Consider the following 26,207-nt stretch of genomic DNA (forward strand, 5'->3'; position numbering starts at 1 on the left):
ATTACCCTTCGTTTACTTGAACTTTCGCATGCCAAGAGCTGGCGGTTGCCGCGATGACTTCATTTAAACTTTCAATGTTTTCTCGGCCTTCTGTTTTTAACCAATCACAAGCCGCAGTTTCTCCTGCTTCAACGAAAGGTTTCACGCCATTTTTCCACGTAGCACGGCCACATAAAACACCATTAAATGTTGAACCAGCTTCTTTAGCGAAACGTAGTGTTTCTTGGAATAGCTCTGTTGAGACACCGGCACTTAAAAAGATAAATGGTAAATCAGTGGCTTGACTTTGTTCTAAGAAATAATTCGCCGCTTCCTCTTTTGTATACGCTGTTTCAGCCGGCGCAAAACCTTCTACAAAATTCATATTAACTGGAACTTCCACTTTCAATACATCTACTTTATATTGGGGTTTAGAAAATTCTTTCATCATTTCATTCACTTTATGCGGTTTAACTTTTGCATATTCTAAAGAAGTTGCATCTGCTATTTGTGCATCATAAGAAACTAATTCTAAGTAAAATGGTAGGTCTTCTTCTGCACATTCACTCCCTAAGCGTTCAATAAATACATGTTTTTGATGATTGATTTCTGGATCCTCATCCACATCATAGTAGAGTAAAAATTTAATCGCATCTGCGCCTTCTTCTTTCAAGCGTAAAACAGACCAATCTGCTAGTAAATCAGGCAATCGTCCCGGAGTTGTTGCATCATAGCCCGTTTTTTCATAAGCGAGTAACAATCCAGCCTCGGTATCGCGTGCTTTTGCAGCAGGCAATCCATATTCTGGATCCAATAAAATGGCGGACGCATAAGGTGTCAATTCTTTCGAGACTAATTCTTTAAACGTTTCAATTTGTGCATCAGTTGGCTCTACATCTAGCGCTTTGATCATTTTTTTCAAGGCACCTCGTTGATCAATGGCTAATGCGCTAATGATTCCTTCTTGGGTTGACAAACGATCCATTGCCGCTTTTTTTCCAGCTGTTAACGTAAGCATAGTTCCTCCTCCAAATGTTGTATTATTTATAGTCATAAATCGTTACGCCTTTAACCACTCGATTCACTGTACCTGTCGGTGAAGGGGTATCCGGTTTATTTCCAACTTTAATAGATGTTAAAAGTGCGACTGTTTGGGCTACCATAATATCTGCTAATGCTAAATAGCCATCAGGTAATAGAGCAGTTTCTGCGGAATATTCAATAGTTGAACCTGAGAAATTACGTTTGCCGGGTTGAGCAATCGCAAAAACACCCGCCGCAATTTCGTCACCGTGAACTTCTTCTAAGATATCCAAGTCATAATCTCTTGTATATGGTGTATTATTAACAAAACCAAACATTATTGTTTTTTCATTAATAAATGATTTTGGTCCATGACGGAAGCCCATAGAAGAGTCAAAAATTGTGGCAACTTTGCCGGCTGTTAGTTCTAAGATTTTTAATTGCGCTTCTCTTGTCAAACCAGCTAAACTTCCAGAACCAACATAAACAATTCGTTCAAAATCAAGGTTAACAATTTCATTTAATTCTTCTTCACGGGATAGCACTTCTTCACCTAATTTAATTAGAGAGTTTACATAATCTTGTTTTTGCTCAAAGGCTGTTTGATCAAAGAGTAGTAATGTACCCAAAGTCATGCAAGAAAAGCTACCAGTCATCGCAAAACCACCATCATTGGAACGTGTTGGCATTAAGAATAAAAAGCTGTTTTCTTCTTTTTGGCTTATTTGTGCCAGTTGTCCTTCTTCGGCACAAGTAATCGCTAAATGATGAATTGTTTCAACCACTTGATTAGCTACTTCAACTGCCGCTAAACTTTCAGGACTATTTCCACTTCTTGCAAACGAAACTAACAATGTTGGTTCGTCTTTAATCAGATAATCTTCTGGTTTGGCCACAATATCCGTTGTTCCAATACTTTCGAATGAAAAGGCTTGTGTGTCGCCATGTGCTCGGAGATAAGGTACAACCGTATCACCGACATATTGCGAAGTCCCTGCTCCTGTAAAAATTACTCTTGTGCGTTTTCCTTGCGCTTTGGCTTGGACTTCTTTTAAAAAGTTTTCCAAAGCTGTTTGATTTTCATGATAAAGTGTCACGGTTTCTTGCCAAAGCTCAGGTTGCTGACGAATTTCACGTGTCGTGATTTCCGCTCCTAGTTGTTCTAGTTCTTCTTTTTCTGCTGTAAACATACTTAACTCTCCTAACTATTCCGAATATGGCGTATCTGATAATGAAATTGGTCTGCTCGTGCCACACTCAACGTAAATTCAATAATTTCATTTTTCATGTTATATGTCTGGCGTGCTAAATGAAGGACTGGCGCTCCTTCTGGAATCATCAATAATTTGGCATCTTCTTTTGAAGCAATGCTAGCGTATAATTCTTCATCAGCTAAACAAACGGTTTGCTTAAAATCTTCCGAAAATAGATCATATAATGGTTTGCTACGTAGTAATTGATCCGTGAGTGATAAGAAAAATTTCACAGGCAAGTATGTGTCTTCAACCATTAATGGCTCGTTATCAGCAATCCGCAACCGACTTAATTTAAAAACTGCCTCTCCTAACGAAAGATTCAAATGCTGACAAATAAATTTATCCGCTTCCAATTTTTCGAAGGATAATATACGGGTATGTGGTTTTCGACCCAGCCCTTTCATTTGTTCTGTAAAACTATATGCGCCAGCTAAATCAGCGGCCTCTTTTTTTATATCTGAAACAAATGTTCCTTTGCCATGACGACGATAGATGGAACCTCTATTTTCTAGTTCTTGTAGCGCTAACCGGACCGTCGTCCGACTCACTCCATATTGTGCAGTCAATTCACGTTCAGAGGGCAACTTGTCATGAGGAATCATGCATGTTTCGATTCGTTCCTGCAGCAAATCAACAAGTTGATGATACAAAGCTTTGTTTTTAAAGGCATTTTCCATAACTTTCTCCTTTACCCTAACTGGTTATAACCACAAACCAATAGTACGGTGGTTTTTTTTATTTTGTCAATAAAAAGTATTAATAAATATCTTCATACCGCTATAACCTTGAAATGATAACGTTTACATTTTTTTATTTTTCTTTATTGTAATATTTTTTCCCTCAAGAAATCATTTTTTTATAAAAAACCATCCTTAAATATGATACCAGTTGCTGGCTTTATTTTAAATAGACAAAAAAGAGTATGAGACAAAAATCACTTTAGATTTTTGTCTCATACTCAAAATCTGAAAAACAGTTCTATCCCGACTTCTTCCTTTCTATTGTTTGGTTCTGGCAACAACTAACAAGTAACTGATTTTACGAAATCCATGACAATATTCATTATTGAGCATATTCAATCCTTCTGCTAATTTTCGTATAAGATAAATATTGATTGAATGTGTTGACACAACGAAAGGCAGTCCTGTTCGCATATTGATCATAATAACGCTTGGTATACCACTGAAATTCTTTCGTCCAAGGTTTGACATGGCCAGTAAAGTGGATAATGGATGGTGCTCTTCTCGTTTCGTCATATTGTCTTTCTCCATAAATAGTCGGATGTTTTTTCGCTTTTGACAGAATATAACCTTGGGCATTCCACTTAGGATGTAACTGGGTCCAACGGTCGTGTAAAACCGCATTCAATGCATCTTGATCATGGAAACGTAATTTATCTGGATTTTCTTCAATAAATCTTAAGACTTTAGTGGTTACATCTAAATTCAACCATTTTTTAACATCGATTAGCAACAAGCCTGAGTTAAAATAACACATAGATTCTGCAGGAATCGCCATTTTTTCCAAACGTTGATGGAACCCTGCATCTTCAACAGCGGCGATGATATTTTCACCTAAATCAACTGTCCATAATTTTGCGACATCATCTAAGGCAATCATGTCACAATCCATATACAACAGCCGTTCGATCTGGCTTCCTCTAAACAACTCTGGAATAGCAATCCTGTAGTAAGCTGTTTTGGGAATTCGTTCACTGGTTACAACATTTTTGAAAAAATGGGGGTTGATTTTTAAAAATGTTAACTCTGCATTGATTTGGGTATGTTTAATCGTAAAATACAGTAGTTGCTTGCTTTCAAAATTGATATTGTCATCAATCACATAAAAATGAACAGCTGCCGCTGAAGGACTATTTTCTAAAATTGAAACAAACATAGCAGCAAGATGCGGTACAAAGTTGGTATTGCAACATGAGACAATCGCTAATTCTTTTCTATTTTCCATTTCTTGCACCTACTTTCTTTAACTTGTTTAGATAAAGAGCTGTATAAGGATGATTTTCTAACGTATTCCAGGGTTTATCGTGACCAGTAAAATGAATAATCGCTGGCTCTTGATTTCCCGCTGCATATAATTTTTGGTAAGCCTCATTAGGCGCTTCATGACGATTAAAAACTAAAGACGTCTGCATATTCCATCTTGGTTCTAAAGCTAGCCAATCTTCATAAAGAACGGCGTTTAAAGCATCTTGGTCATGATAAACTATGCGGTCCCCATTTTCTTCTAGATACTGAATTGTTTTTTGCGTGATTGCTTTCTCGTTCCATCGGTCAATATCAATAATCATAACTCCTGAATTAAAATAATAATCGGAGGAATGGATGCCCAAACGTTTCAAGGCATATGCTTGACCAGGATCAATAACCGCGCCAATCGTTTGGTTCACTAATGGCGTATCATACAACTGGACAATATCATCTAAAACCAGCGTATCTGCATCTAAATAAAGAACCTTTTTATAGCTATATTTTTGTAAAAGTGACGGTAAAGAAATGCGTAAGTATGCGGTCGTTGTAATATGATCACTCACTAAAAAATTTTGATAGACTTCTTTGTCTGCTGTTAGAAATTCAACAGTCGCATTTTGTGAGTTACTACTAACCGTTTCTTGGAGTGCTTTTTTGCTAGATAGCGACAGCCCATCATCAATCACATAAAAATGAACAGATCTCTCCGAATGACAATTTTCTAAAACAGTTGTCATCATTACATTCAAATAAGGAGCATAATTTTCGTCTGAAGCTGTCACAATTGGCACAATCTTCTGAGTTTTTCTCATCAAAACCACTCTCCTCTTTTATTTTTATAGCTAAGTTCCTATTCAGAATAGGCCCTGAAAAACTTATCTGCAAATCATATGCTCATTATTTTATAATATAATTATAATAAAAATATATTTTATGGCTATAAAATAATTTTGTTTTCCGTTAATAACTATTAAAAAAACAACATTTCTCTTACTTTATCCTCAAAAATACTATTTATTTAATACTTGTTTTACTAATTTTTTTATCTAAAAATCCGCCTGTTGTATTTTCTGTTGATGATAATTTTAAAATGTACAGCGAAACTTAATATAAATTCTAAACTGACTTCTTACTCAATAAAAGAGCGAAAGAGCCTGGGACAAAAATCACTTTGGATTTTTGTTCCAGGCTCAAAACCGGATAAATGGCGGGAACAGAACCAATTCCTTCGAAAATAAACGGATCTGTTCTGACCTCCTTCACTTCATATATGATTCTCTTTCCCTTCCAAAAATTATCCTTCTTAAATGATCTATGGCGTAGTCGGATAATTTTGGACTGTCGTTTGATTGCCATTTTGACTAAACAAGCTAGTTGATTGTGCATTTTTTTGTTTTTCTACTTCTAAGACTTTGTTTTTTTCAAAAGCCACATCATAGTTGTAGTCCTTTGGTTGCACTTCTTGGAATCCTTGTGGTTTATAAAAACGTAAAAGGTTTTCCTGATTTAATTTGTCAGATAAACTTAACGATTTTTTCACCCAATCGTTATCTTTCGTGACTTCTGCTTTTAAATCTGCTGGAACTTGGTCTAATTTTTTCCCTTGATTATTATAGATTTCCCCACCTAGATAAGAAAATTGAGGCGTTACAAAATCGCCATTTCTAAAAGGAACCACTTGTTTATATTGAGGAGATAAAAGGTCCGTGCCAAAATGGATATAATTTTTATCATCGACACCTAAAAGATGGTACAGTGTCGGTAAAACGTCAATTTCCCCACCATATTCGTGCATGATTTTCCCTTGCGTATAGCCTGGCATGTAAAACATCAAAGGTACTCTTTGCAATTGCGCATTGTCATAGTTTGTCCACGTTTTTGGATCGCGGTTGAAAGCTTTACATAAGTCCTTGTTGTTTGCATCTGAAATACCGAAGTGGTCACCATAAATAACAAAAATAGAATGATTGTATAAACTTGTTGTTTGCAAGTAATGGAAAAATTGTTCTAGCGATTGATCCAAATAGTGCGCTGTTCGAACATAATCATCCACAATCGAATTGCCTGTGTTCAATTTAGGAAACGGGAAGTTTTGGTCATCCGTATAATAAGGGGTATGATTGGTCACAGTTAAAAACTTCGCATAGAATGGCTGCTGTAAATGCTCAAGCTCACTAGCTGATTCACGCAACAATTGTTTATCTAAAATACCGTAACCTAGCATTTTGTCATCTTTTGAAAAATATGACCGATCAAAAAAGTATTGATAACCTAAGTTTTTATACACATGGTCCCGATTCCAAAAACTCCCCACATTCCCATGGAAAACAGCGGTTGTATAGCCTTTTTGTCCTAAAACAGCGGGAGCCGCTTCGAAAGTATTGTCTGATCCTAATTGTGTAAAAAGAGAGCCTTGCGGGAGGCCGAATGTTCCTGTTTCTAACATGTTCTCCGCATCACTCGTTTTTCCTTGCCCTACTTCATGAAAGAAATTATCAAAACTGATTGTCGCTTTGTTTTGATAGAGCTGATTTAAAAACGGTGTAACCTCTTGGCCTTGGACTTTCATATTAATCAAAAATTGTTGAAAACTTTCTAAATGAATCACAAATACATTTTTCCCTTTGGCAATCCCGGCATACTGCGGATTAAGCGGTAAATTGTTTTGCTTGGTAAATTTCATGATTTCAGGTAATTCGTTTGAACTAGCTTCTGCTCTTACCTCATTTGACATGGCTGTTTTGACACCATCGATGGCTGTGAATGCATCCAAGCCAAGATATTTTACAATATAATTACGGTCAAAAATTCTTTGAAGCAATTGAGGACGATCGGTTTCACTTAAAAATAAGTTAACCGAAAAGAGCAAGACACTTAAACAACTAATTGAGATCGCCAATCTTCTGTTGATAGGTTTGGTCACAAAGACTTGATGATTCCGTCGCTGTTTAAAAGAGTAAAATACCAAAACGAGCAGCACTAAAGTATCTAGCCAATAAAAGACATCGTGGACTCTCATTAAAGCAAGTAAATCACCAGAAATTCCTTCTGAAACTTTTGAAAAGCCAAAAACAGATTGGATGGTAATAAAGTCAGTGAATTCACGATAAAAAATAATATTCAAATATAAAATTAATGTATTTAAAACATTTAAAAGAGTTAAGCTAAGCATAAATGTTTTATGCTTTTTAAAATACAAACTAAAGCCAAATAATAACAGCGTAGTAGCAACTGGATTGAACCATAAAATTTCTCGCTGGAGACTGCCCTTAACGCCTAATGAGAAATCTAGGTAATACGCCAGAATCGTTTTTGCCCAAAAGAGTAAAACAAAAAATAAAAAGAGTCCTAATCGGTTATTTATTTTTTTCATCTAAGTTTGTCTTCCTTTCCCTTCAAAAAAATCTTGATTTGTTAAAAATAAAACCTAACTCTGCGCAATGACTTTTTCGCTAGCGGAGAATTGGATAAATAACTTAAAAAGATAATCGCAATGGCGCAACATCCAAATAAAAGCCATACGTTTGTAAAAGGTGTTCGAGTAAGCGAACTAGTAATAGGCTTTGTAATTAAAAGACTTGGTAGCGCAACCCCTAAAGAATTGCCAATTTGCTTACATGTCACCGCAATGGCTGCTGCCGTTCCTGACTGAGAAAGTGGCATTCCTTCAATCGCTGTAATGGTAATCGGCGAATTTAACATCCCAAACCCAATGCCTAAAAAGATATAAATAATAAATAAAATAATCATAGGCGTTGTTTTAGTTACAAATAATTGTAAAAAGCTAACAGCCAACATTGAAATACCACAAAGCATAATAGGACGTTTCGTCCCTATTCTCCCTACCATTTCGCCGGCTCTCGGGGCAACAAGAAAACTAACAAAAGCCAAAGGAATGGTTGATAAGCCAGCTTCCAACGGGCTGAAGCCTCTCATTTCTTGCAAATATAGCGTGTTTAAAAATAAATAACCGTTATATATGATAAAGCCAAAAATAGCTAAAAAAGAAGCCGATGTAAATGGAATAGATAAAAAGAAGCGCGGATTGATTAACGGATTGTCAATGTTATATTCATAAATAAAGAAAATAACAATGGCTAAGCAGCCGATTATCCCAGTACTTAAAATATCTGGCGCGAAAAGCCCTTTTCTAGGTAGTCCGATAATGGAATAGATAGAACTAAATAGAAAAAGAATCATCAATGCTTGACCAACAAAATCATTTTTCGCCGTTTTCTCTACTTTTGACTCAGGTACAAATTTTTGTGTAAGGATGATTGCCGCTGCAATGATCGGTACATTTACAAAAAAGACATACCGCCAGCTAAAATAAGAAACAATTAGTCCGCCAATAATCGGGCCCATGCCTAAGGAAATCCCTGTAACAGAGCCCCACAAGCCAATTGCTTTCGCACGTTCTAACTTTTCAGTAAATACCTGTGTGATAATAGACATTGCTACCGGATTTAACATAGAACCACCAATCCCTTGCAACATGCGAAACGCAATCAATTGCCCTGGGGTTTGCGAAATCCCACATAGGAAAGACGCTAAACCAAAACAGGCTAAGCCCAATTGAAGAACTCGTTTACGGCCAATTCGGTCTGCTGTAGACCCAGATAACAATAATAAGGATGCTACCATTAAAGTGTAGCCATCTGTTACCCACTGTAATGTAGACAGATTCGTGTGAAAATCACTTTGAATGGATGGTAACGCCACATTGACAACCGTAACATCCATGGTCACTACAAACAAACTCATGCAACAAGTATACAAAATAACTTTTTTTCTATCGATCATAAAAACAGTCCTTTCTAGCAACTACATAAAACAGGAAAAGCAACAATGACACTTAAACTTCTAACGACACAGTTATCGCAAGTACTCACGTATCAACAGTTCTTTATATTCCTTGCCATTTAGTTATTTTATACTTAAAAAAGTAAATCTTTAGATAGCCAAACTATACACCAGAACCCCTTTAAATTGAACCGTAATAGATACGATTTATCGATTCTTAAGTTATTAAATAATTGAACATTCTGTTCAGAAATATCGAACAGCCCCATAATTGAGCATCTCTTTTAAACAATGAACAACAAAAATAGCCTTATCCGCAGCAGAAGTAAATCTAAGCGAATAAAGCTATTTTTGGTAACTATTCCAAAGTAATTTTAATGGCTAAGTCTCTAGCAACTTTTGTAAAGTTGCCTTGATTTGACCAGGTTGGACAAAAACCGAACTGGAAACATTTCGGTATAAATAAAATTTTTGTTTTCGTTCAATCGGTAAAAAGAAGAGTTTAGAATCAATTTCCTGCAGTTGTTCTTTCCGAAGAGAGATCACCGCATAAACTCCTTTACTTTTTTCAATGAGACGAGTAAGCATCAACGTATCGTAGCAACAAACAAGCGGACTTGTTAATTGCAACATTTCTAGCACACTCTTGGTAGCTTCTAAATGATCTAAGTGATGAGGCAAAAATAGAAATGGATAGTTGGTCAAACAGGTGAAGCCTTCTTCCTCAATTTCTTGTTTAATTTCTCTTGAAACACAAAGATACATTTCTAGTTCAATTAATTGTTCTTTCTTTAAAACTGGACTATTCACATCTGCAGAAGTAATCACAAAATCCAACTCATGATTCTCCAATTTATTCAATAACTCAAACGATGAACCATGGTAACATTCCCAAAAACGATTCAGTTGATCCTCATTCTCTGTCACTTTATACATCAAGGACGTATTTCCAAAACCTAAACGCATCACTGGATTCTCAATCATTTCATGCAGATTAAGTTTCATTTTCTTGGCCTCGTTTAAAATGATATATACAGATTGGACGATTTTATCACCATAGGAATTTAACGTCAAAGAATTCCCGTTACGGTCAAAAAGTAAATGGCCCAATTCACTTTCCAAATCTTTTAATGACGCACTTAAGGTTGATTTACTAACATGGAGTTCAGAGGCTGCTTTGGAAATACTATTATATTTTGCAATGGTATAAAAATATTCTAATTTTTCAATAGTCATCTTTTGTCATCCCTTTTATTCAAATTCATTTGCCCACGTAACCTGTTCAAAACACGCCTCACTCTTTATCAATAGCGTAGTTATTTTTGCTCTAATAAGCTATGTCCATCTTGTTATTTTTCTATAACTAATAGCAGATGGATATGAAAGTGCCTTTGGTAAAACTTTTTTTCGGAAATAGTACGAGCATTCGCAGTAAATTCAGCTTATCAAAAAAGGCGTCTAGCTTTTTCTATTTTACGCAAATTTACTTAAGAAATTCCATTTCAATTCTTTTCTAAAAAAGGTAAGATGGACACAACAAATGTTTCAGTTTCCATGCCCATTTACTTTAAGGTTCAGCGTTATCTACTAAGTATGAAGAATGTCAAAGAAAGGTTAGGTACTCCCAATGAAAATCAACTATTTAGGTACGGGTGCAGCAGAACGGATTCCAGGAATTTTTTGTAATTGTAAATTATGTAAGTATGCTCGAGAGAAAAAAGGACGAGAAATTCGTACACAAACTCAATTAATTATTGATGATGTCCTGCTGATTGATTTTCCAGGGGATTCTTATTTACACTTGTTGCAGTATGACTTGTGTTTTGCAAACTTTAACTCTTTACTAATCTCTCATTGGCATTCCGATCATTTTTACGGCGAGGATTTGGCTTATCGAATGTCTGGTTATGCATTAGATGTTCCCAATCGTTTAACTGTTTACGGAAATGAAGCAGTTAAGACGTTTTATCAGCGCGCCTTTGATTTAGAAGGTCGTCAAGACAATACCCGATTACAGTATCAGGTTATTCAGCCCTACAAGTGTTTTACTATTGCGAACTATACGATTTATCCCCTTCCTGCACAACATGGAAATTTCAGTGAAGATTGTTTTATTTTCGTTATAGACGATGGTAAAGATGCTTTTTTATCCACCCATGATACAGGTTACTTTACGTCAGAAATGTTTGAATATCTTGAAAAGAGCCACTTACTTCTTAGTATTGTTTCTTTAGATTGTACTAGTCAAACAAACGAAACTGGCAATAGTCATATGAATTGGGAAGAAAATTTAAAATTAATTGCAGAATTAAAAGAAAGAAAACTCGTCACAGATAAAACGATTTACGTTGCCAACCATTTTTCTCACAATGGCGGCTTGTCTTATGCGGAGATGGCGGCTTTATCTCAAAAGCATGAAATCATTACGAGTTATGATGGTTTAGAAATACTAACTTAATCGGATTATTTGCCTTCTTTTCAGCACTATTATATGCTTTTAACCGATAATTACAAGGTACTTTTATCGTAACTTACACTATCTTAAAAAACAAAAATACTCGAGATTTCCCGTGATTCTGGAAATTCCGAGTATTTTTATGGTTCTTTACGCTGCTGGCACAGCGGATAAACGTTTATTTTCTTCTTCATTCACTCGATTGACAATAAAGTTATAATTCACTTCATTTAGTCTTTGACCATGGTTTCCTGTTTGCTTAATGCCGCCATTGGAATGAACACCAACTACTTCAAACTGAGCATTATAGATTGGTGAACCAGATTGACCACCGGTTGTATCGATATCATAAAATAGTAATGGATTTTCTAAGTCTGTAAAGTTAGATGTAAACAAATCATTTTCATGAGACCATTGCGTGTGGTTTTTCTCACCTGGATAGCCTGATATTGTGACATGGGTATCTGAAGATTCAAACTTTTTCAAAACAAATGGCGTTAAAATTTCTCCCAACTCTGGGCCATCTGGACGATCGTTTTGTTTGCCGACAGTCACTACCGCAATATCCGCATTCGGGGAAAAAGCTACATCAATCACTTTGAATTTGCCAAATGGTGTCGCACTGCCATCTCGACCTGGATAAAACCAAGCATCATCTTTGGCATTCGGATTTAATACTTTGGCATTCTTAAAACTTTCAGCCACATGATTATTGGTGACAATTGTATTGGTTCCAACAACAAAGCCTGTTCCTAAAGAAATATAGCCTGGTTTACTGGCAGGGGAAATGATTCTTCCGATTGACGCAAAAGGCGCTTCGGTTGTATCTGCCACTTCTTGTCTTCTGTCTTCAGGGTCCAGTAACGATCTTTTTTGTCGTGAATGACTTTCGGCAGGAACGATATACTCTTCTGCATTTGCAGAGAGGCTAAAACCGGCTATCAAAGTTACTAAAATCAGAAACAAAAAACCAGCACTAATTTTTCGTATGGAGAACTTTTTCATAAGATTATGCCACTCCTTATCCATTTTTATTTAATTGGGGAATTTTTTTCATTCATTGACCAGAACAGATTCACTTGGTTGGTTTACCTGAATGTCTTCTTTAGCTCCGATTCCAGCAGAGTTAAAGGCTGCTGACACCACTGAAGCTGCTTCATCGCCATATTGAACTTTTGCAGCAGCAAGCATCGCATCACGAGCATCACTGAATTGTGCTTTAGGTGTTAAGTAATTTACTAACGAGCTGTAGAAAATAGTCTGTGCTTTTTCAATGCCTAAGTTCTGGATAATGGTGTAACCAATCCGATTAATAATTCCACTGTTATAATGAACACCGCCTTGATCATAATAAGGCGTTCCTTTATACCGTGCTCGATCGTCGTATTGAGCCATGGTTTCTGGTTGTCCGTGTTTACTTGGCGTTTGTAAATTTCGAATACCTGTTTTTCGGTCAACACTCTGAGTATCCGCACCAATTTCTGGATTAGATGCACCCGAAATAATATAACCCATCAAATCAGAATAAGATTCATTCAACGCACCTGATTGTCCTAAATATTCTAAACCGGCAGTATGTTCCGTCACACCATGTGTCATTTCATGACCAACTACATCTAAAGAGGAAGCATACGTTTTTCCTGTTGGTGTACTTGTTTCACCATAACGCATTGCTTTTCCATCCCAAAAAGCATTGTCATAAGCATCTGGATGTTGTTCATCAACAACTGACAAGATGGGCATCCCTCGATCATCAATACTGTGTCGTTGGAAATGATCTTCATAATATGTTTTCACAAATTTTCCATGCGTATAGGCGTCAACAGCATTCTGATTTAATGTCGCTAGTGATGGCGCTTGAATAATAGAATAATTATGTTTACCATCAACTACTGCATGGTAAACCCCTGTGTTATCCGTTCCGTGTAAAGCAATTCCCGTATTGCTTTTTTCAACTGGTACATTAAACGCTACTTGAAAAGAGTTTTTTAACGTTACTTCGCTACCGACATGTTCCGTTAAATCTTGTTTTTCCATAATTGTTCCATCTGTAGCGTTCACTTTATAAACCAATGATACAGGGTCACCAGTTGGTGAAGAAGTTACTCTGACTTTATAAAATAATTGCCCTTCATTATTTACACGTTTGTCAATAGCTAAAAAGACAAGATCTTTAGTTTCTGGATTATCAGAAGCAATAATTTTTTTAACTCCTTCTTCACCGATTGCATCAACCGATTGAATTTTCACTACTTGATCAACTGGATTTCCTGTAACACTTGTTACTGCACCATTTTTATCTAAATGAATAATTACATTATCTGAATCAACAGTAACGCCTTCCGTTTGCTTTTCTAACTTAAGATGCTTCATCCCCCACGCATCTTCTTTTCGATCTACAACCGTATATTGTTCAGCAGCTGCCTCAGAAATTGCCTCCTTTTCCAACTTCGATAAAACTGTTGAAACTTCACTTTCTGAATAAACTTGTTCTTCTGCTGCTACAAAAAGTGAAGAAAATAGACATGAACTTCCAACAAAGATGCCTGTACCTAAAATGTATAAAATTTTATTTCCCTTCATTAAACGATTAACTCCTTCCCCAGTTTCCTTTTATTTCTTTTCCCAACAAAAGTATTGCTTTATCTTCCCTAATCTTTCCCGTTAAACGACCGCCCCTTTCCCTGCGTAAATATTTGTTGCTATTTTCATTATAGACAACTACCTAACCGGCACTATCTAAATTCCTTAATCAGCCGACATTTTTCCCTGTATTGCCCCTCATATCTCAATACCATAGCAAAAAAGTTGTTAACAAATTCATTCGTTAACAACTTTTTTACTATTATGATTTTTTTCAATAATTAAATGTTGAGTAACCGATCCTTCATTGAAGGACGTTTGCAAATCAAATTGATCTGAAAAATCAACAATTTCTTTTACATATAACAATCCCCAACCGTGCTCTTCTGGGTTACTTTTAGAACTAAATTTGGTTTTCTTCATAACCTTAAAATCAAATTCGGCTTGGACACTATTTGTTATCACAAACTCTTGTGTTTCATTTTTATTGAAAATTGAGATAGCGAACATTTTCAATTCTGATTTTGCACTGTTTTCAATCGCGTTATCTAATAGAATAGCCAACAAACGAATCACAACCACTAAGTCGATTGATGTATCAAGAATAAATACTTCTGGCACATCAACAATCACTTTTAGTTTTGCTTGCTTTGCGGTATTAATTTTCATACTTATGAGTGCCTTAAGTTCCATATTTTTCAAACGATTTAACTTCATAAGTTCAAATTCTTCATTATCAATAATTTTTTTGGTTGGTGCAATCGTTTCTTCATAAATTCTTTTGATTTCCAGAATATCTTCGTATGAAATAGCAATTTGTAAACTATACAATAAATTTTTATAATCATGACGAAACATCGCTAGCTCTTCGTTAATGGATTCTATTTTTTCAGTATAAATCGTTAAATTATTCAATAATTGAGTGTTGATACGTTGTTCTTCCAAATAAGCTTCAATGACTAAGCCAATCAGAATTAAAAATAAACCTACACTTATTAATAACTCCAATTTAGAACTATTTACCGTGACAAATCCTCGCATAAAGTCAGGTGAAATCTCTGGCGAAATCAAAAACACAAAAAGTAACAACAGAATCAACAATAAAAGTAAACAACCAAAAAAAATTCGGCTATTTTCTAACACACGATTTAATCTTAAAAAAACACTATTGGGAATTTTTAAAACAATCCAGATATTTATAAGCAACAGAAGAACATTTGAGGCAATCCATAATAATTTATTTTGATAAATCTGTTGAAAAAAAACACTTAAAATCGTTTGCTCCGTGTAATTGATAAACGAAACCATAAGCAATGTAAAAACGGATAAAAATATCGCTTTAAAAATTGAGAACCTCTTTTTGTGAATGAGTAAAAATCCTGTAAAAATAACGACTGTCAGCGCATAAATCAACCAAGAGTAGCCCAACATTAATGCCGCAAACGAACAAAGATTAATGACAATAAGCAATGAAAGTAACGGTATTTTACATTCAATCTTGATCAATGTTACTCGTAAAAAGACAAAAACGATAAAGCTAGATACAAGCAAAACGTTAGTAGCTAATAACGACAAAATCATTTTTCAATATTCTTTTTAGGTTTTTCAGTTTGTCCCATCCATTGTCCAAATATATTGGGCGAATTTTGATTTAATCTAGGCTTAGTTCCCACACCATCACTGACTTTTGCAACTCTTTTTTCAATAACATTTTTAATTATTTTTTTACCAAATTTCATAAAAACACTTCCTTCAATTAAATTTTTTGTTACAGGGAGTATCATCAGACCTTGGATGACGAGACCGTAGAGTATTACTGAAGCAATCTTTTCTTTGACAAACAGACTACATAAAATAAGTAAACACACCCTTATAAGGCTTTGCTTTTTGAGCACGTTTAAATCAGATGGTTGAACAGGTTCAATTGCTGTTCCTTGTGGCGCATACCAATAAAATAATACTACTAAGAGGCAAATCAATAGAATTTTATAAATAAACGGTAAGCTCACAGAAGAATTTTTCAATACAAATGGTATGGCGACATAGATAACAATGCTTTCTAGACGACAGAGCCATTTAGTTTTTGCATGCCAGCCACCTGCGACAGGCCGTAAAAAAATCAGTACGACGTATACAATAAAGGTTTCGCTTAACGTCCCAAATAAAACTGATAAAATCAGAATCATCAGAAAATTAAATAAGCCAGAAAAATAAACGGTTAGATAATACTTTGTCCATTGTGTTTTTCCTGATTGATCTTCCTGATCCATATCCATAATATTTTTTAGAATCCAATCGATTAGCATATCGCCCTCCTCTTCAAGTATTGCACTAAATTATAACGAATATAGCGACTAATAGATAGATAATTCCTTAATTAGTCATTATCCCTCCCTAAGTAAGAAATAGTGCCTTGACCTGAGTATAATATCTTCTTGAGACTGGTACTTCCGTTCCGTCTCTCATAGTTAAAAGATGCGTTTTATAATTTAATTTTGACGCATATTTTTTATTGATGATGATTGATTGATGGACTCTAATCAAATCTGGATGCAGTTGTTCAATTTTTGATAACGTTCCATAAAATTCTCTTTTAAAATTTTTACCAACCATTGACACACGATGATCGTATTCCGTTTGAAAGAAATAAATATCATTAATATCCATTTTTATAGAAGACGCTTTTAAGTTAATGATAATATATTCACTTTTTGTCTTTATATTTTCTTTTTGTTGAATATATGCATCGACACATGTTTCAACCTCTTTTTGGAAATCTAGAAAATCCACGTTCTTTTGAATAAATTGAAGAGCTGAAACCATATATTTGTAGGAAGTTAAAACTAATTCTGTGTGAGTAGAAATAAATACAATCAGACTTTCACTGTCTGTTTTTCTGATTTCTTTGGCAACCTCAAATCCTGCCTGGATATGATTGTTCATTTGAATATCTAGGAAAAAGATATTTAGTTGGGCGTCCTGGTGTGCCACTTGTAATAATTCATCTGAACGTGAAAATAAATGGATTGTTTCATTATAAATATTTCTTGCATGTAGGATATTTGTTACCAATGCTTCTAACGCTTTTGCTTGAATAATTTGGTCTTCTAATATATAAATAGCCATTTGTTCACTCATCCCTTTCTCAAGAAGATATAAAATTACACAACAAAAGACAAATGATTATAATGTTCAATCAATTTATACACCAATAAAAGAGATAAAAAATTGATTGTCTGTTAGTATATTCACATAAATTTAGTATAGCGATTTCAGTAGTTTCCTGCAAACAAAAACATAAAATAACAAAGCATCAAGAAAGAGTACTTTGGACTATTCATCTTTTGCTAACGAATCATGAGGACTATTGTCTCTTCGTTGATGAAAAACAAAGAATCAACCGCCAAACTGTTCTTGTCATTTTATACATGACAAAATCAATTCATTGGTCGATTCTGGTTATTTTAATTTGTTAGTTCACACATGGATCATTGTGCTAATTTTTTACTTAAACATCCACAGTTCTTCCTGTTGAATGAGTCGCTTAAGCGCCAATGTAGGTCACGCCACTACTATAAGCAATTACATTAGGTAAGACACGATACGAAATCGTTTGATCATTGATGACATTGCTTTCAGAAATAATGATTCCATCAGAAGTGACCGCTTCAACAAAAGCAACATGTCCATATTGATTATCTGCGCCAGCAACTCCTGGTTGGAAACTAATCGCACGACCAGCTTTAGGCAATGAACTAACTTGATAGCCTAATGCACGTCCTTTTCTTCCCCAGTCACTGCCATTTCCCATAAATTCATCCACAGAAGTGCCCAACTGTTTGAAACGATTATAGACATACCACGTACATTGGCCTACGGGATAGCTACCACTCCGATTATAATTGATCCCATCATAGACTGGAAAATGCATTTGTTGCTGTTCCGCTTCCGACAGCTTATTTTTAGATTGGATAATCAAACCGTCCACTGTTTTTGGTAAATCAAATTGCGTTAAGTTATAAACCGCAATTAACGAATTTAATTTATTATCGTATTGCTTGTCTGTTGCATATTTACCTGTTAAAAAACGCGTTGCTTGAAGGTAGTTTTTGGCTTCCGAACGCCACGCTGGTTTATAAAAATCTTGATTTCCGTCAATCCCTTGTCGGAGTAATTGAACATAATCTTGCAGTGAGTCATTATAGCCACCGTAATCGCGAAACCCAGCGGAAATTGTATAAAGTTGGCCCCTCTGATCAGCCTCTTTTGTTGAAAAGCTAACACTATTTCCTTGGAACGAACCTTTCACGCCAAAGAGATTATAATAAGGTTCTTTGGCTAGTTGACTTTCGCCAGAGCCACTTTCTAAAATAGCCTGAGCTATCATCACTGATGCAAAAACATCGTATTTTTCGCCAAGTTCTCTGGCTGTCTCACCAATTTTTTTAATAAACGCTGTGGTTTGTTCTGACTTCTGCATTTCAAATGACGCACCATATGTTGCTAAAACTTCTTTACCATACTCCGTTAATGTGAACTCCTTAAAAGGATTAGTCACTACCAAGCGTTTTTCCTCTTTTGAGTCTGGTTGTTGTTTGGCAGTATAGATATTCTCTAACTGAGCGATTACTTCTGGTTTCTCTTTAGAATCCGCTTCCGCTGCGGCAATTAAATATTTTCCTTGGCCAAGATAAACACCATTTTGAAGCGTTTTTCCTTCAGCTGTTTGCCAAAAAATCAGATCACCAGGTTCTGCCTCCTCTATAGAACGAACTTTACCAAATGTCATTTGTTCTTGCGGCGTACTGCCAATGTCTATTTTAAATAATTGTTGGTAAATTTTTTGGGCAAGGAAACTACTGGTCAATACTTGCTCCGTCAAATTAAATTCTTTTTTTGTTTTCCCAACGTGTCTTAATGCTTCAGCCACCACGACTGCCCGTTTCTTTTCGCCAAAAGACGACAACAGTGGAAGTTCGTAGCCTTTTAAATTTGAAGAAGCTATTTCATCTACTTTGAGGGACGGATTTAACGATACAGCCTGATTTTCTTCAACAACGTTATTGGTGGCTTCAGGAACTTGAATAGGTTCTTCAGGTTCTTGCTTGGTCACAGGAACTTGTGGTGGTTGCGATTGTTCAACAGGCTGCGTGATTTCTGATGATACCGTTGGCTCTGTAGGTTCTTTTTTTGTTTCAGAACTAGTATTTGTGGTTGTCGTTTCTGTCGTTGACTGACTCGTTGATTCGGTAGTCGTATCGGTAAAACTACTTGATTCAGATGACGAACTACTAGTGGACGTTGTCGATGTAGCAACAGTTGTTTCGGTTGTTTCAATTACTTTTTCTTCCGAAGTAATTGTCGTTTCCGAGGACAGAGCTGTTTGTAGCGAGCTACTTGGTAATTCTGCAGCCAACGTAACAACTGGAGCGACTTCCAAACTCAGAAGAACGAGAATACTTGTTAAAACAAGTAGTTGATTCTTGATTTTCTTTCTTTTCATTCGTAAAAATCCTCTCCTATTACTTACTTGCGCATTTGCACACTGTTTTTGTACAAATGCGCCTTGTAAGTTAATGATACGCTAATTTTGGTCTTTTTTATTTTTGAAGAATAATTTTCCTAAACCAATACTTACTATCAATAGAAAACCACTGATTGACCAGATTGGCGAAACAACTTCATTTGCTTTTGGCAAAGTACCAGAAGTGGTGGTTTTTGTTGTCGTTCCACCTGCTGCTGTGCCCTTTCCTGGACTGGTTACACCACCAGTCCCGCTAACCGTGCCATGATTTCCATTGTTGCCTGTAGAGTTGCTACTGATTGGCTCTTCTGCCATTGCTTCAATGGCTTGTGCTAAAATACTTAAACATTTGTCCACAGCTTCTTGCGTCGCATTTGGGTCCTCAACAAGTGCTTTTGCTTGTTTAATTGCTTCAGCTAAAGCTTCTTGCGATGCTTTTGTAAATTGTTTTGCTGCTTTAGGTTTCAAGGTTTCTGCTTTTTGAAGCAGTTCTCTCAACTTTGTTTTATCCGCTTGAAGGACTTGTTCCTCTAAACTATCCAAAGCAGTTTTTACATTTTTTTCAGCAGTATCAATTTGTTCTTGCCGAGCATTTTTATCAGCTAAAATCCCTTCCGCTTGGTCAATTGCTTCAGTTAAGCGCGCTTTAGATTCGCTGGTAAATTCTTTTCCGGCAGATGGTTTGATTGCTTTTGCTTTGGCTATCATTGCCTCTAAGGCTTTTTTATCTGTAACTAACGCTTCTTCTTGTAACCCATCAATGGCACTAGTTAATTCAGCAACCGCTTCCTCAATCATTTTTTGATTAGCTGCTGGGTTTTTCAATGTGTTTTTAGCTGCTAAAAGCGCTTTTTGTAAATCTTGTAACGAGGAGGCAGTAAATTGGTGCCCTTCACTTGGAGTGACTTGCTGCGCTCGTTTGACAACTTCTTGTAATTGGTCTTTATTTACAAGGGGTACTTCTTTTAATCGAGCCATTGCAGTTTCCAATGCGTTTAGAGCCGCTGAGACTTCTTCTTTTGTCGCCGTTTCTTTCGCTACGATTGCTTCAGCCGCTTGAATTGCTTCTTGCAATTGTTTTTCTGTTTCTTTTGTAAATTGGTATCCTTCTTCCGGCTTTCTTCCTCGGGCTTGAGCGATTTTCTCTTTTAAGGTTTCCTTATCAACGGCGACGGGTTGTTCTTTTAATTGTGCAATTGCTTCACGCAATGTTTTAGTCGCTTGGTCTATTTCTTCTTGGGTAACTTTTTCTTGAGCAAATACTTTTTGAGCTGCTGCTAATGACTCTTCGAGAACTTTTTTAGTTTCTTCGGTGAATTCTTGCCCATCACTTGGTTTCTTCGTTAGCCCCTCTTGAATTGCTTTTTCTAAATCAGCTTTATTCGCTACATCAGGCATTTTTTCCAACTGTTCTACAGCCTTTTTTAGGTTTTCCACAGCAGCAGAAACGTCTGTCTGTGTGGCTTGTTCATTGGCTAGAACAGCTACTGCCTCATCTAAGACTGGTTTAAAAATTGCCCAAGTTTCAGGCGTATATTCTTTTTCGACACGTGCTTGATTTAGCGTAATTAGCGCTTGTAATAACTCTTTATCTACTAGCTCTGTGGGCTTCACTGTTACAGAAAAATCTGAAAGTGTGGCTTGTTGGAATCCTTGGCCTACTAATAAGCCTTGACTCATATCAAATTGTAATGGCTGCTCAACAGTTGTCGCACGTTTTACGCGAGTTGTTTCTTTTACTTTAACTTTAAAGGTAACTAAGTCCATTGAACCATTTAACAATTGTTTATTTCCTTGATTACTAAGAACTAAATACAGATTCTCCACATCATTTGAATGTTTCCGATATTTAGAATAATTTTCCATTTGTTTTGTATTATTCGTGGTTGCAGGCTGACCGACAAGTTCAAATTTGCTAGAATCAAAGGACATTTTTGTGCTTAACGCATTAATGTTTTTTAAGTCTTGACCTTTAAGTGTAAAGGTTAATGTATCGCCAGGAAGATAAGTATCCTTGCCATTTTCATTAACCACAGCAAGGGATAAACCGCCCGCAATTTCTTCGACATCAGGTATCTCAATCCCACCATCTAATTGTCGTAAAACATAACTGATATCATAAGCATCAATTACCCCATTTTTATTTAAATCGCCTTTTTCAACATAGCCATTAAAGTCACTGTCCACAGATTCTAAGCCTGTATAGTTTCGATAACTCATTGCATCATTTTCATCAATCGTTCCATCGTTAGTAATGTCTCCATGTAAGATTCCTTCTGTTCCTGGTTGTTTGTAAAAGAGCATCTCACGACCAGAGCCAAAATTACCCACCGATTTTAATACCTTCATTTCAACAAAACGATACGCTTGGTCCTTCGTTTCAATGGTTTTTGTCAAAGCATCTTGCTTCCAGTTAATAGGTTCTGAAAACTCTGTCCAATTAGCTCCATCTTTCGACGTCCGATACTGGAGTTGCAAAATATTTCCGTTGCCGGCATTGTCTCTTGGCAAGTATTCAATTTTATCCATTTGATACTCCGCACCAAGATCAAATTTTAAAGTCAAGAAATTCCCATCACTTGGATTAGCGATGCCAGTTGACCAGTTCGTATGCCAGCCTGTACTTAAATCTTTATCTGTTAATTTCTTCAATTCTGCACCCGGTTGTTCTGGTAAATTACTTGTTGCTTTGACTTGATTAATTGTTTCTTTATAGGGATCATCTTGTGTTTTTCCTTTAATCGGTTCACTCCATTCAGAGACCCCGTTTTTTCCAACAGCTCGAACTCGAAAAGTATGTTCGCTTAGGAAGGAAAATCCATCAAATGTTGCTGTATTCGTTTGAATATTTCCGAAAACAGTCCCGTCACGCTCTACTTCATAGCTTGTTGCCTCAGTTACTTGATCCCATTGAAGAGTCAAAGAAGATGGCGTTGTTTTTTCTTCATTGATTGCGACATTTGCCGGAATAGTTAACTGGTCATCGACCGTTGTATTTCCTCCGTCAACCGTTCCTTTATTAATGAAACCTTTGACAGTTATTTGAACATCTTTGGCGGTCACAGATTGTTTCGCTAGTTTTACTGATAACGCTGATTGGTTCAGTTTTTCTCCTGAAGCTTCAGAAAGATACTGATTCACTTGGAATTCTTTATCAAAATAATATAGATTTGTGCCAGCCAAAAATTCTTCTTTATTAGCTGCTTGTTTCAAGGTTACTTCTGTTCCCCCCACCATTGCTGTTACGCTTTCGGGCGCTTCTGAAGCTAACAAATCAAGCGTGGTGCTTCGTTCATCAACAAAGTCTTTATAACTTCCTTTTGTCGGTTCGATAGTAACGGTCAGATCCCCTTTTTCGTTTGATTTAGGGCCTTGACTATTTATTTTAGTCGTAGCTGATTGCCCAGCTTCATAACTAGTTGAAATTCCGTCATCTTCATACATATTAAAAGAAGTGGCGCCATTTGGATAAATCAAGAAAGATCGTTGATCTCGTTGGATTTCCTTTGGATTGTTGTTTGGATTCGTCATTGGGATAATACTGCCATCTTTGACGAAAACGGGCACCTTCCACAGCGGTGTTTTTACTCCATTTAAGACACGGCCACCTTGATATTTTTCGCCTGTAAATAAGTCAACCCAGACTTGTTTTTCATCTGGTAAATAGATTCCATCACGGATTGAATTTCCTGCCTCATCTTGATTGCCATTATAAATTGGGGCAACGAGTAAATTGGGTCCCCACATATATTGGTATTGAGAATCTTTTGTATATGCTGTTCCTTCATTAGGAAATTCTAAAGCCATGGCCCGTACCATTGGTAGTCCATCAACTGATTCCTTGGCAATACTGTAGTTATAAGGCATCATCATTGATTTTAATTTTAGATACGCTCGGTTCAAATCTGTGGCTTCTTGATCAAAAGCAAATGGCGTTTTTGGATTGGAGCCCCAGCCGTCCATATTTAGCTGCACTGGTGTAAAAGTTTTCCATTGGAAATCACGTATGTTGACCTCTTTATTTTTTCCACCAAAAATTCCATCCATATCTGAACCGACATTTGGTTGTCCAGACAACGAAGTCCCGATATATGTTGGGATATGGAAGCGAATATATTCCCATTGACCACCCGTTTGATCGCCTGTCCAAATACCAGCGTGCCGTTGGGTTCCGGCCCAACCATCTAATGAAACAATCATCGGACGAACTGCGCCGTCTGTTTCTTTTACAAAAACATTCGCGGCATCTTCTACACCATTTAAGCCAAAGGAATACCCATACCCGACCCACGCCACGTCAGTTTTGAGAGCTTTAACACCAGCGACACTAACTTCTTTCGCAATATCCCGTTCTCCTTTTTTAGGATTTTTAGGATCCGCTGGATGGAGATTAGATTGGGTCCACAGCCCCACTTCAACACCATTGGCTTGAGCATACTCTGTAAATTCTTTTAAGTTTTGTACATCGCCGTCCAATGAATCTGTTTGGCCATAGCCAGCACCGTAACCGTCATTTGGCAAGAACCACCCTAACGGCATATCGTTTTTCTTATATCGATCAATAACTGCGCGTGCAGAAAATTGATAATTCTCTTTTTCTCCATTTAAAGATTCTAGCGTGCCATTTAAGTTTCCTAGATCGCCTGGTTGGTATTCTTTGTAAAAATTACCATCTTCAAACTTAACTGCTCCCGCGGTTCCTTCTGCTACTTTCACCCAATAGTCCCGATTATACGCGTTTAAATGCGCTTCATAGAACCCGTATTCTGGCATCAAAGCTGGTTTCCCGGTTAATTCATAGTAATCTTTTAAAATACCTGCTGAGGAATTATTAAAGAAATAAAAAGCATCAAAATCTGTTCCTTCGTGCGTTGTTGTGGTTGTTTGTGGATCATGACTGCCAAAATCATAGTTGCCAGGTTTCCATGTATTTCGAACAACGCCATACCCTGCAGTTGACCAATAAAATGGGTTAGGCGATGCTACTCCGCCATCTACCCAATTGTTCGTATTGACAATCTGGATAGCTGTTCCTTTATGCGTAAATCGACCATTTTGAGTTCCTCCGCCAAAATAATTTTCTTGACTACTTTGTTTTAACGTTTGTGTAGCTTTATCATTTTTAAAGGATAGCGGAGCGGTTTCTTCTAAAATAACTTGATTCTTTTTCTTGTCTAGAACCTTCATTAAAGCGCTTTCTTTTTCGAATATAATTTTTAAACCATTATTTTCTAGAATAAATTGGTTTCCTGAATCTGTGATGTTCGTTTGCTCAAAGGCTTGTGTGCCATAGTCGGCCATTGTTTTAGCCGTAATTTTCGCAACATGCTTTGGATCATTTGGCGTTGGATATTCTTCAAATTTACCAGTTGGATCTAGATGATAGCGAAAAAGATGGTCGTTTAAAATACTAATTTGTGCTTTTTTTCCAGAAGCATACGTAATGACAAAGTTTTTCTCCGCTTTTTCAATCGACACAATTGCTCCGACTGACGTTGCTGAATCAGCTACGTCTTCTTTTGCTGTTTGCTCTTGCGCATCAACCATTTGAGAATCCATCGTAACAAACGAATGGAACGCCAATACAGACGAACTCACTAATAAAAATGTCAACCAGTGCTTTTTACCGTAAATTTTTTTACCCTGATACTCTTTGTTCATTTTTTCCTCCTTAAAATTGCTCCCCATAGAATAGTTCCGACACAATTACTCACAAAATCCAAAACCCAACAAAGTTTTATCCAGATGAAAAGTCATAATGATTTTCTTAGTTTACTGAGACTGTTAGAAAGTCAGTTTCAGTAACCCCTTCCTAAACACATCCTTTCAATAAATTATTAAATGAAAACAATCCATTTTCATCTTATATAAAAAATTTAGTACAGAATCACAATTTCCAATGAATGCGTTTTCATTTGTTGACTACCAATTTTTCACTTTTTTAATAACATAATTATCGTATGATGGTTTTTTTGTGTTTGTCAACGGTTAATTATAGCAGCCACCATTAACAAGTATTAACCCTTGATAAACCTGTTCATTCACTTATAATGATGATTTTATTGCGAAAATATCCACATCAGAAAAAGAAAGACTTTTTTCAAAAATCTAATACCTGTTGCTCAAATTTAGTCTATTTAAAAATAATCAACACCCTCCTGCTCAGCAAGAGGGTGTTAATTACTCGTTTTTTAGTGATTGATTTGACTTGCTGGTGTGAAAAGCAAACTAATGATTATGCCAACTATCAGTACCGCTAGCAATATAAAAATTAACTTTCCAAACCGGTGATAGGGATTGATCGAAAGCCCAATCCCATAAACTTTCGGAACCCACAAAGGAGGCGTTGGATTATCTTTTTGATCTTTATAGGCTATCTTTAAAATCTGCCACGCAAAATACAACAATGGTAAAACCATAATTACCCCAACTATACCTAGCCATTTTGCTAATGAGTCACTAGTATGCAAAAGACTGATTGTCAGAATTGGTACAAACAAAAGAATAAAGCTAATTGTGGCTCCCACTTGTGCTTGTTTAAGCAGTCGTCTCTCACGGAGAGTAAGATTCGCAAACATTCCATCCATCCTTTCATG

17 protein-coding genes are annotated in these 26,207 nt (G+C 36.3%); 1 reads left to right on the top strand and 16 read right to left on the bottom strand.

What is annotated here, in order from left to right; all coding sequences use genetic code 11:
* Position 1: 1 nt before the first annotated feature.
* The 8 genes from lacD to IGL93_RS07350 form a co-directional block, all read right to left on the bottom strand.
* Positions 2 to 997: a tagatose-bisphosphate aldolase gene (lacD, locus tag IGL93_RS07315; RefSeq protein WP_002357245.1), complete on the bottom strand. Its 996-nt coding sequence runs from the start codon at positions 995 to 997 to the stop codon at positions 2 to 4.
* Positions 998 to 1,019: 22 nt separating this feature from the next.
* Positions 1,020 to 2,192, bottom strand: a complete 1,173-nt coding sequence (gene agaS / locus IGL93_RS07320; protein WP_010775901.1) for an SIS domain-containing protein — start codon at positions 2,190 to 2,192, stop codon at positions 1,020 to 1,022.
* Between the two features lie 11 nt (positions 2,193 to 2,203).
* A complete protein-coding gene (locus IGL93_RS07325) occupies positions 2,204 to 2,935 on the bottom strand; it encodes a GntR family transcriptional regulator (protein WP_010775902.1) in 732 nt (243 codons plus the stop codon).
* Positions 2,936 to 3,320: 385 nt separating this feature from the next.
* Positions 3,321 to 4,223, bottom strand: a complete 903-nt coding sequence (locus IGL93_RS07330) for a glycosyltransferase family 8 protein (protein ID WP_010713323.1) — start codon at positions 4,221 to 4,223, stop codon at positions 3,321 to 3,323.
* A complete protein-coding gene (locus tag IGL93_RS07335) occupies positions 4,213 to 5,058 on the bottom strand; it encodes a glycosyltransferase family 8 protein (RefSeq protein ID WP_010775903.1) in 846 nt (281 codons plus the stop codon). The genes IGL93_RS07330 and IGL93_RS07335 overlap by 11 nt, the downstream gene beginning before the upstream one ends.
* A 500-nt stretch (positions 5,059 to 5,558) precedes the next feature.
* Positions 5,559 to 7,619: an LTA synthase family protein gene (locus IGL93_RS07340; protein ID WP_002361977.1), complete on the bottom strand. Its 2,061-nt coding sequence runs from the start codon at positions 7,617 to 7,619 to the stop codon at positions 5,559 to 5,561.
* 41 nt (positions 7,620 to 7,660) lie between these two features.
* Positions 7,661 to 9,049: an MFS transporter gene (locus IGL93_RS07345; protein ID WP_002391405.1), complete on the bottom strand. Its 1,389-nt coding sequence runs from the start codon at positions 9,047 to 9,049 to the stop codon at positions 7,661 to 7,663.
* Between the two features lie 381 nt (positions 9,050 to 9,430).
* Positions 9,431 to 10,285 carry a LysR family transcriptional regulator gene (locus IGL93_RS07350; protein ID WP_002398379.1) on the bottom strand — a complete coding sequence of 285 codons (855 nt, stop codon included), beginning with the start codon at positions 10,283 to 10,285 and terminating at the stop codon, positions 9,431 to 9,433.
* 391 nt (positions 10,286 to 10,676) lie between these two features.
* On the opposite strand from IGL93_RS07350, the gene IGL93_RS07355 reads away from it, so the two are divergent.
* Entirely contained in the window at positions 10,677 to 11,507 is an 831-nt protein-coding gene (locus tag IGL93_RS07355; RefSeq protein ID WP_010775905.1) for an MBL fold metallo-hydrolase, read from the top strand.
* Positions 11,508 to 11,654: 147 nt separating this feature from the next.
* Here IGL93_RS07355 and sprE read toward each other — a convergent pair whose 3' ends face one another.
* The 8 genes from sprE to IGL93_RS07395 form a co-directional block, all read right to left on the bottom strand.
* Positions 11,655 to 12,509 (bottom strand): serine proteinase SprE, encoded by an 855-nt coding sequence (sprE, locus tag IGL93_RS07360; RefSeq protein ID WP_002364098.1) that lies wholly within the window; start codon positions 12,507 to 12,509, stop codon positions 11,655 to 11,657.
* 48 nt (positions 12,510 to 12,557) lie between these two features.
* Positions 12,558 to 14,087 carry a M4 family metallopeptidase coccolysin gene (gene gelE / locus IGL93_RS07365; RefSeq protein ID WP_010713319.1) on the bottom strand — a complete coding sequence of 510 codons (1,530 nt, stop codon included), beginning with the start codon at positions 14,085 to 14,087 and terminating at the stop codon, positions 12,558 to 12,560.
* A 237-nt stretch (positions 14,088 to 14,324) separates the two neighbouring features.
* Positions 14,325 to 15,668 (bottom strand): sensor histidine kinase FsrC, encoded by a 1,344-nt coding sequence (gene fsrC, locus IGL93_RS07370; RefSeq protein ID WP_033789328.1) that lies wholly within the window; start codon positions 15,666 to 15,668, stop codon positions 14,325 to 14,327.
* The gene (locus tag IGL93_RS07375; RefSeq protein WP_002377181.1) at positions 15,665 to 16,393 is read right to left on the bottom strand and encodes an accessory gene regulator AgrB; all 729 of its coding nucleotides are present in this window, start codon (positions 16,391 to 16,393) and stop codon (positions 15,665 to 15,667) included. The genes fsrC and IGL93_RS07375 overlap by 4 nt, the downstream gene beginning before the upstream one ends.
* Positions 16,394 to 16,481: 88 nt before the next feature.
* Entirely contained in the window at positions 16,482 to 17,213 is a 732-nt protein-coding gene (gene fsrA / locus IGL93_RS07380; RefSeq protein WP_075578546.1) for a response regulator FsrA, read from the bottom strand.
* Positions 17,214 to 17,631: 418 nt separating this feature from the next.
* Positions 17,632 to 19,590 (bottom strand): amidase domain-containing protein, encoded by a 1,959-nt coding sequence (locus IGL93_RS07385; protein ID WP_010775907.1) that lies wholly within the window; start codon positions 19,588 to 19,590, stop codon positions 17,632 to 17,634.
* An 81-nt stretch (positions 19,591 to 19,671) separates the two neighbouring features.
* On the bottom strand, positions 19,672 to 25,299 hold the full coding sequence (locus tag IGL93_RS07390) for a TIM-barrel domain-containing protein (protein WP_025192692.1): 5,628 nt from the start codon (positions 25,297 to 25,299) through the stop codon (positions 19,672 to 19,674).
* 503 nt (positions 25,300 to 25,802) lie between these two features.
* Entirely contained in the window at positions 25,803 to 26,198 is a 396-nt protein-coding gene (locus IGL93_RS07395) for a hypothetical protein (protein ID WP_002408845.1), read from the bottom strand.
* Positions 26,199 to 26,207 lie beyond the last annotated feature (9 nt).

Origin of the sequence: Enterococcus sp. DIV1328a (genome assembly GCF_050536905.1) — a bacterium.
In the GTDB taxonomy this organism is placed as follows: domain Bacteria; phylum Bacillota; class Bacilli; order Lactobacillales; family Enterococcaceae; genus Enterococcus; species Enterococcus faecalis.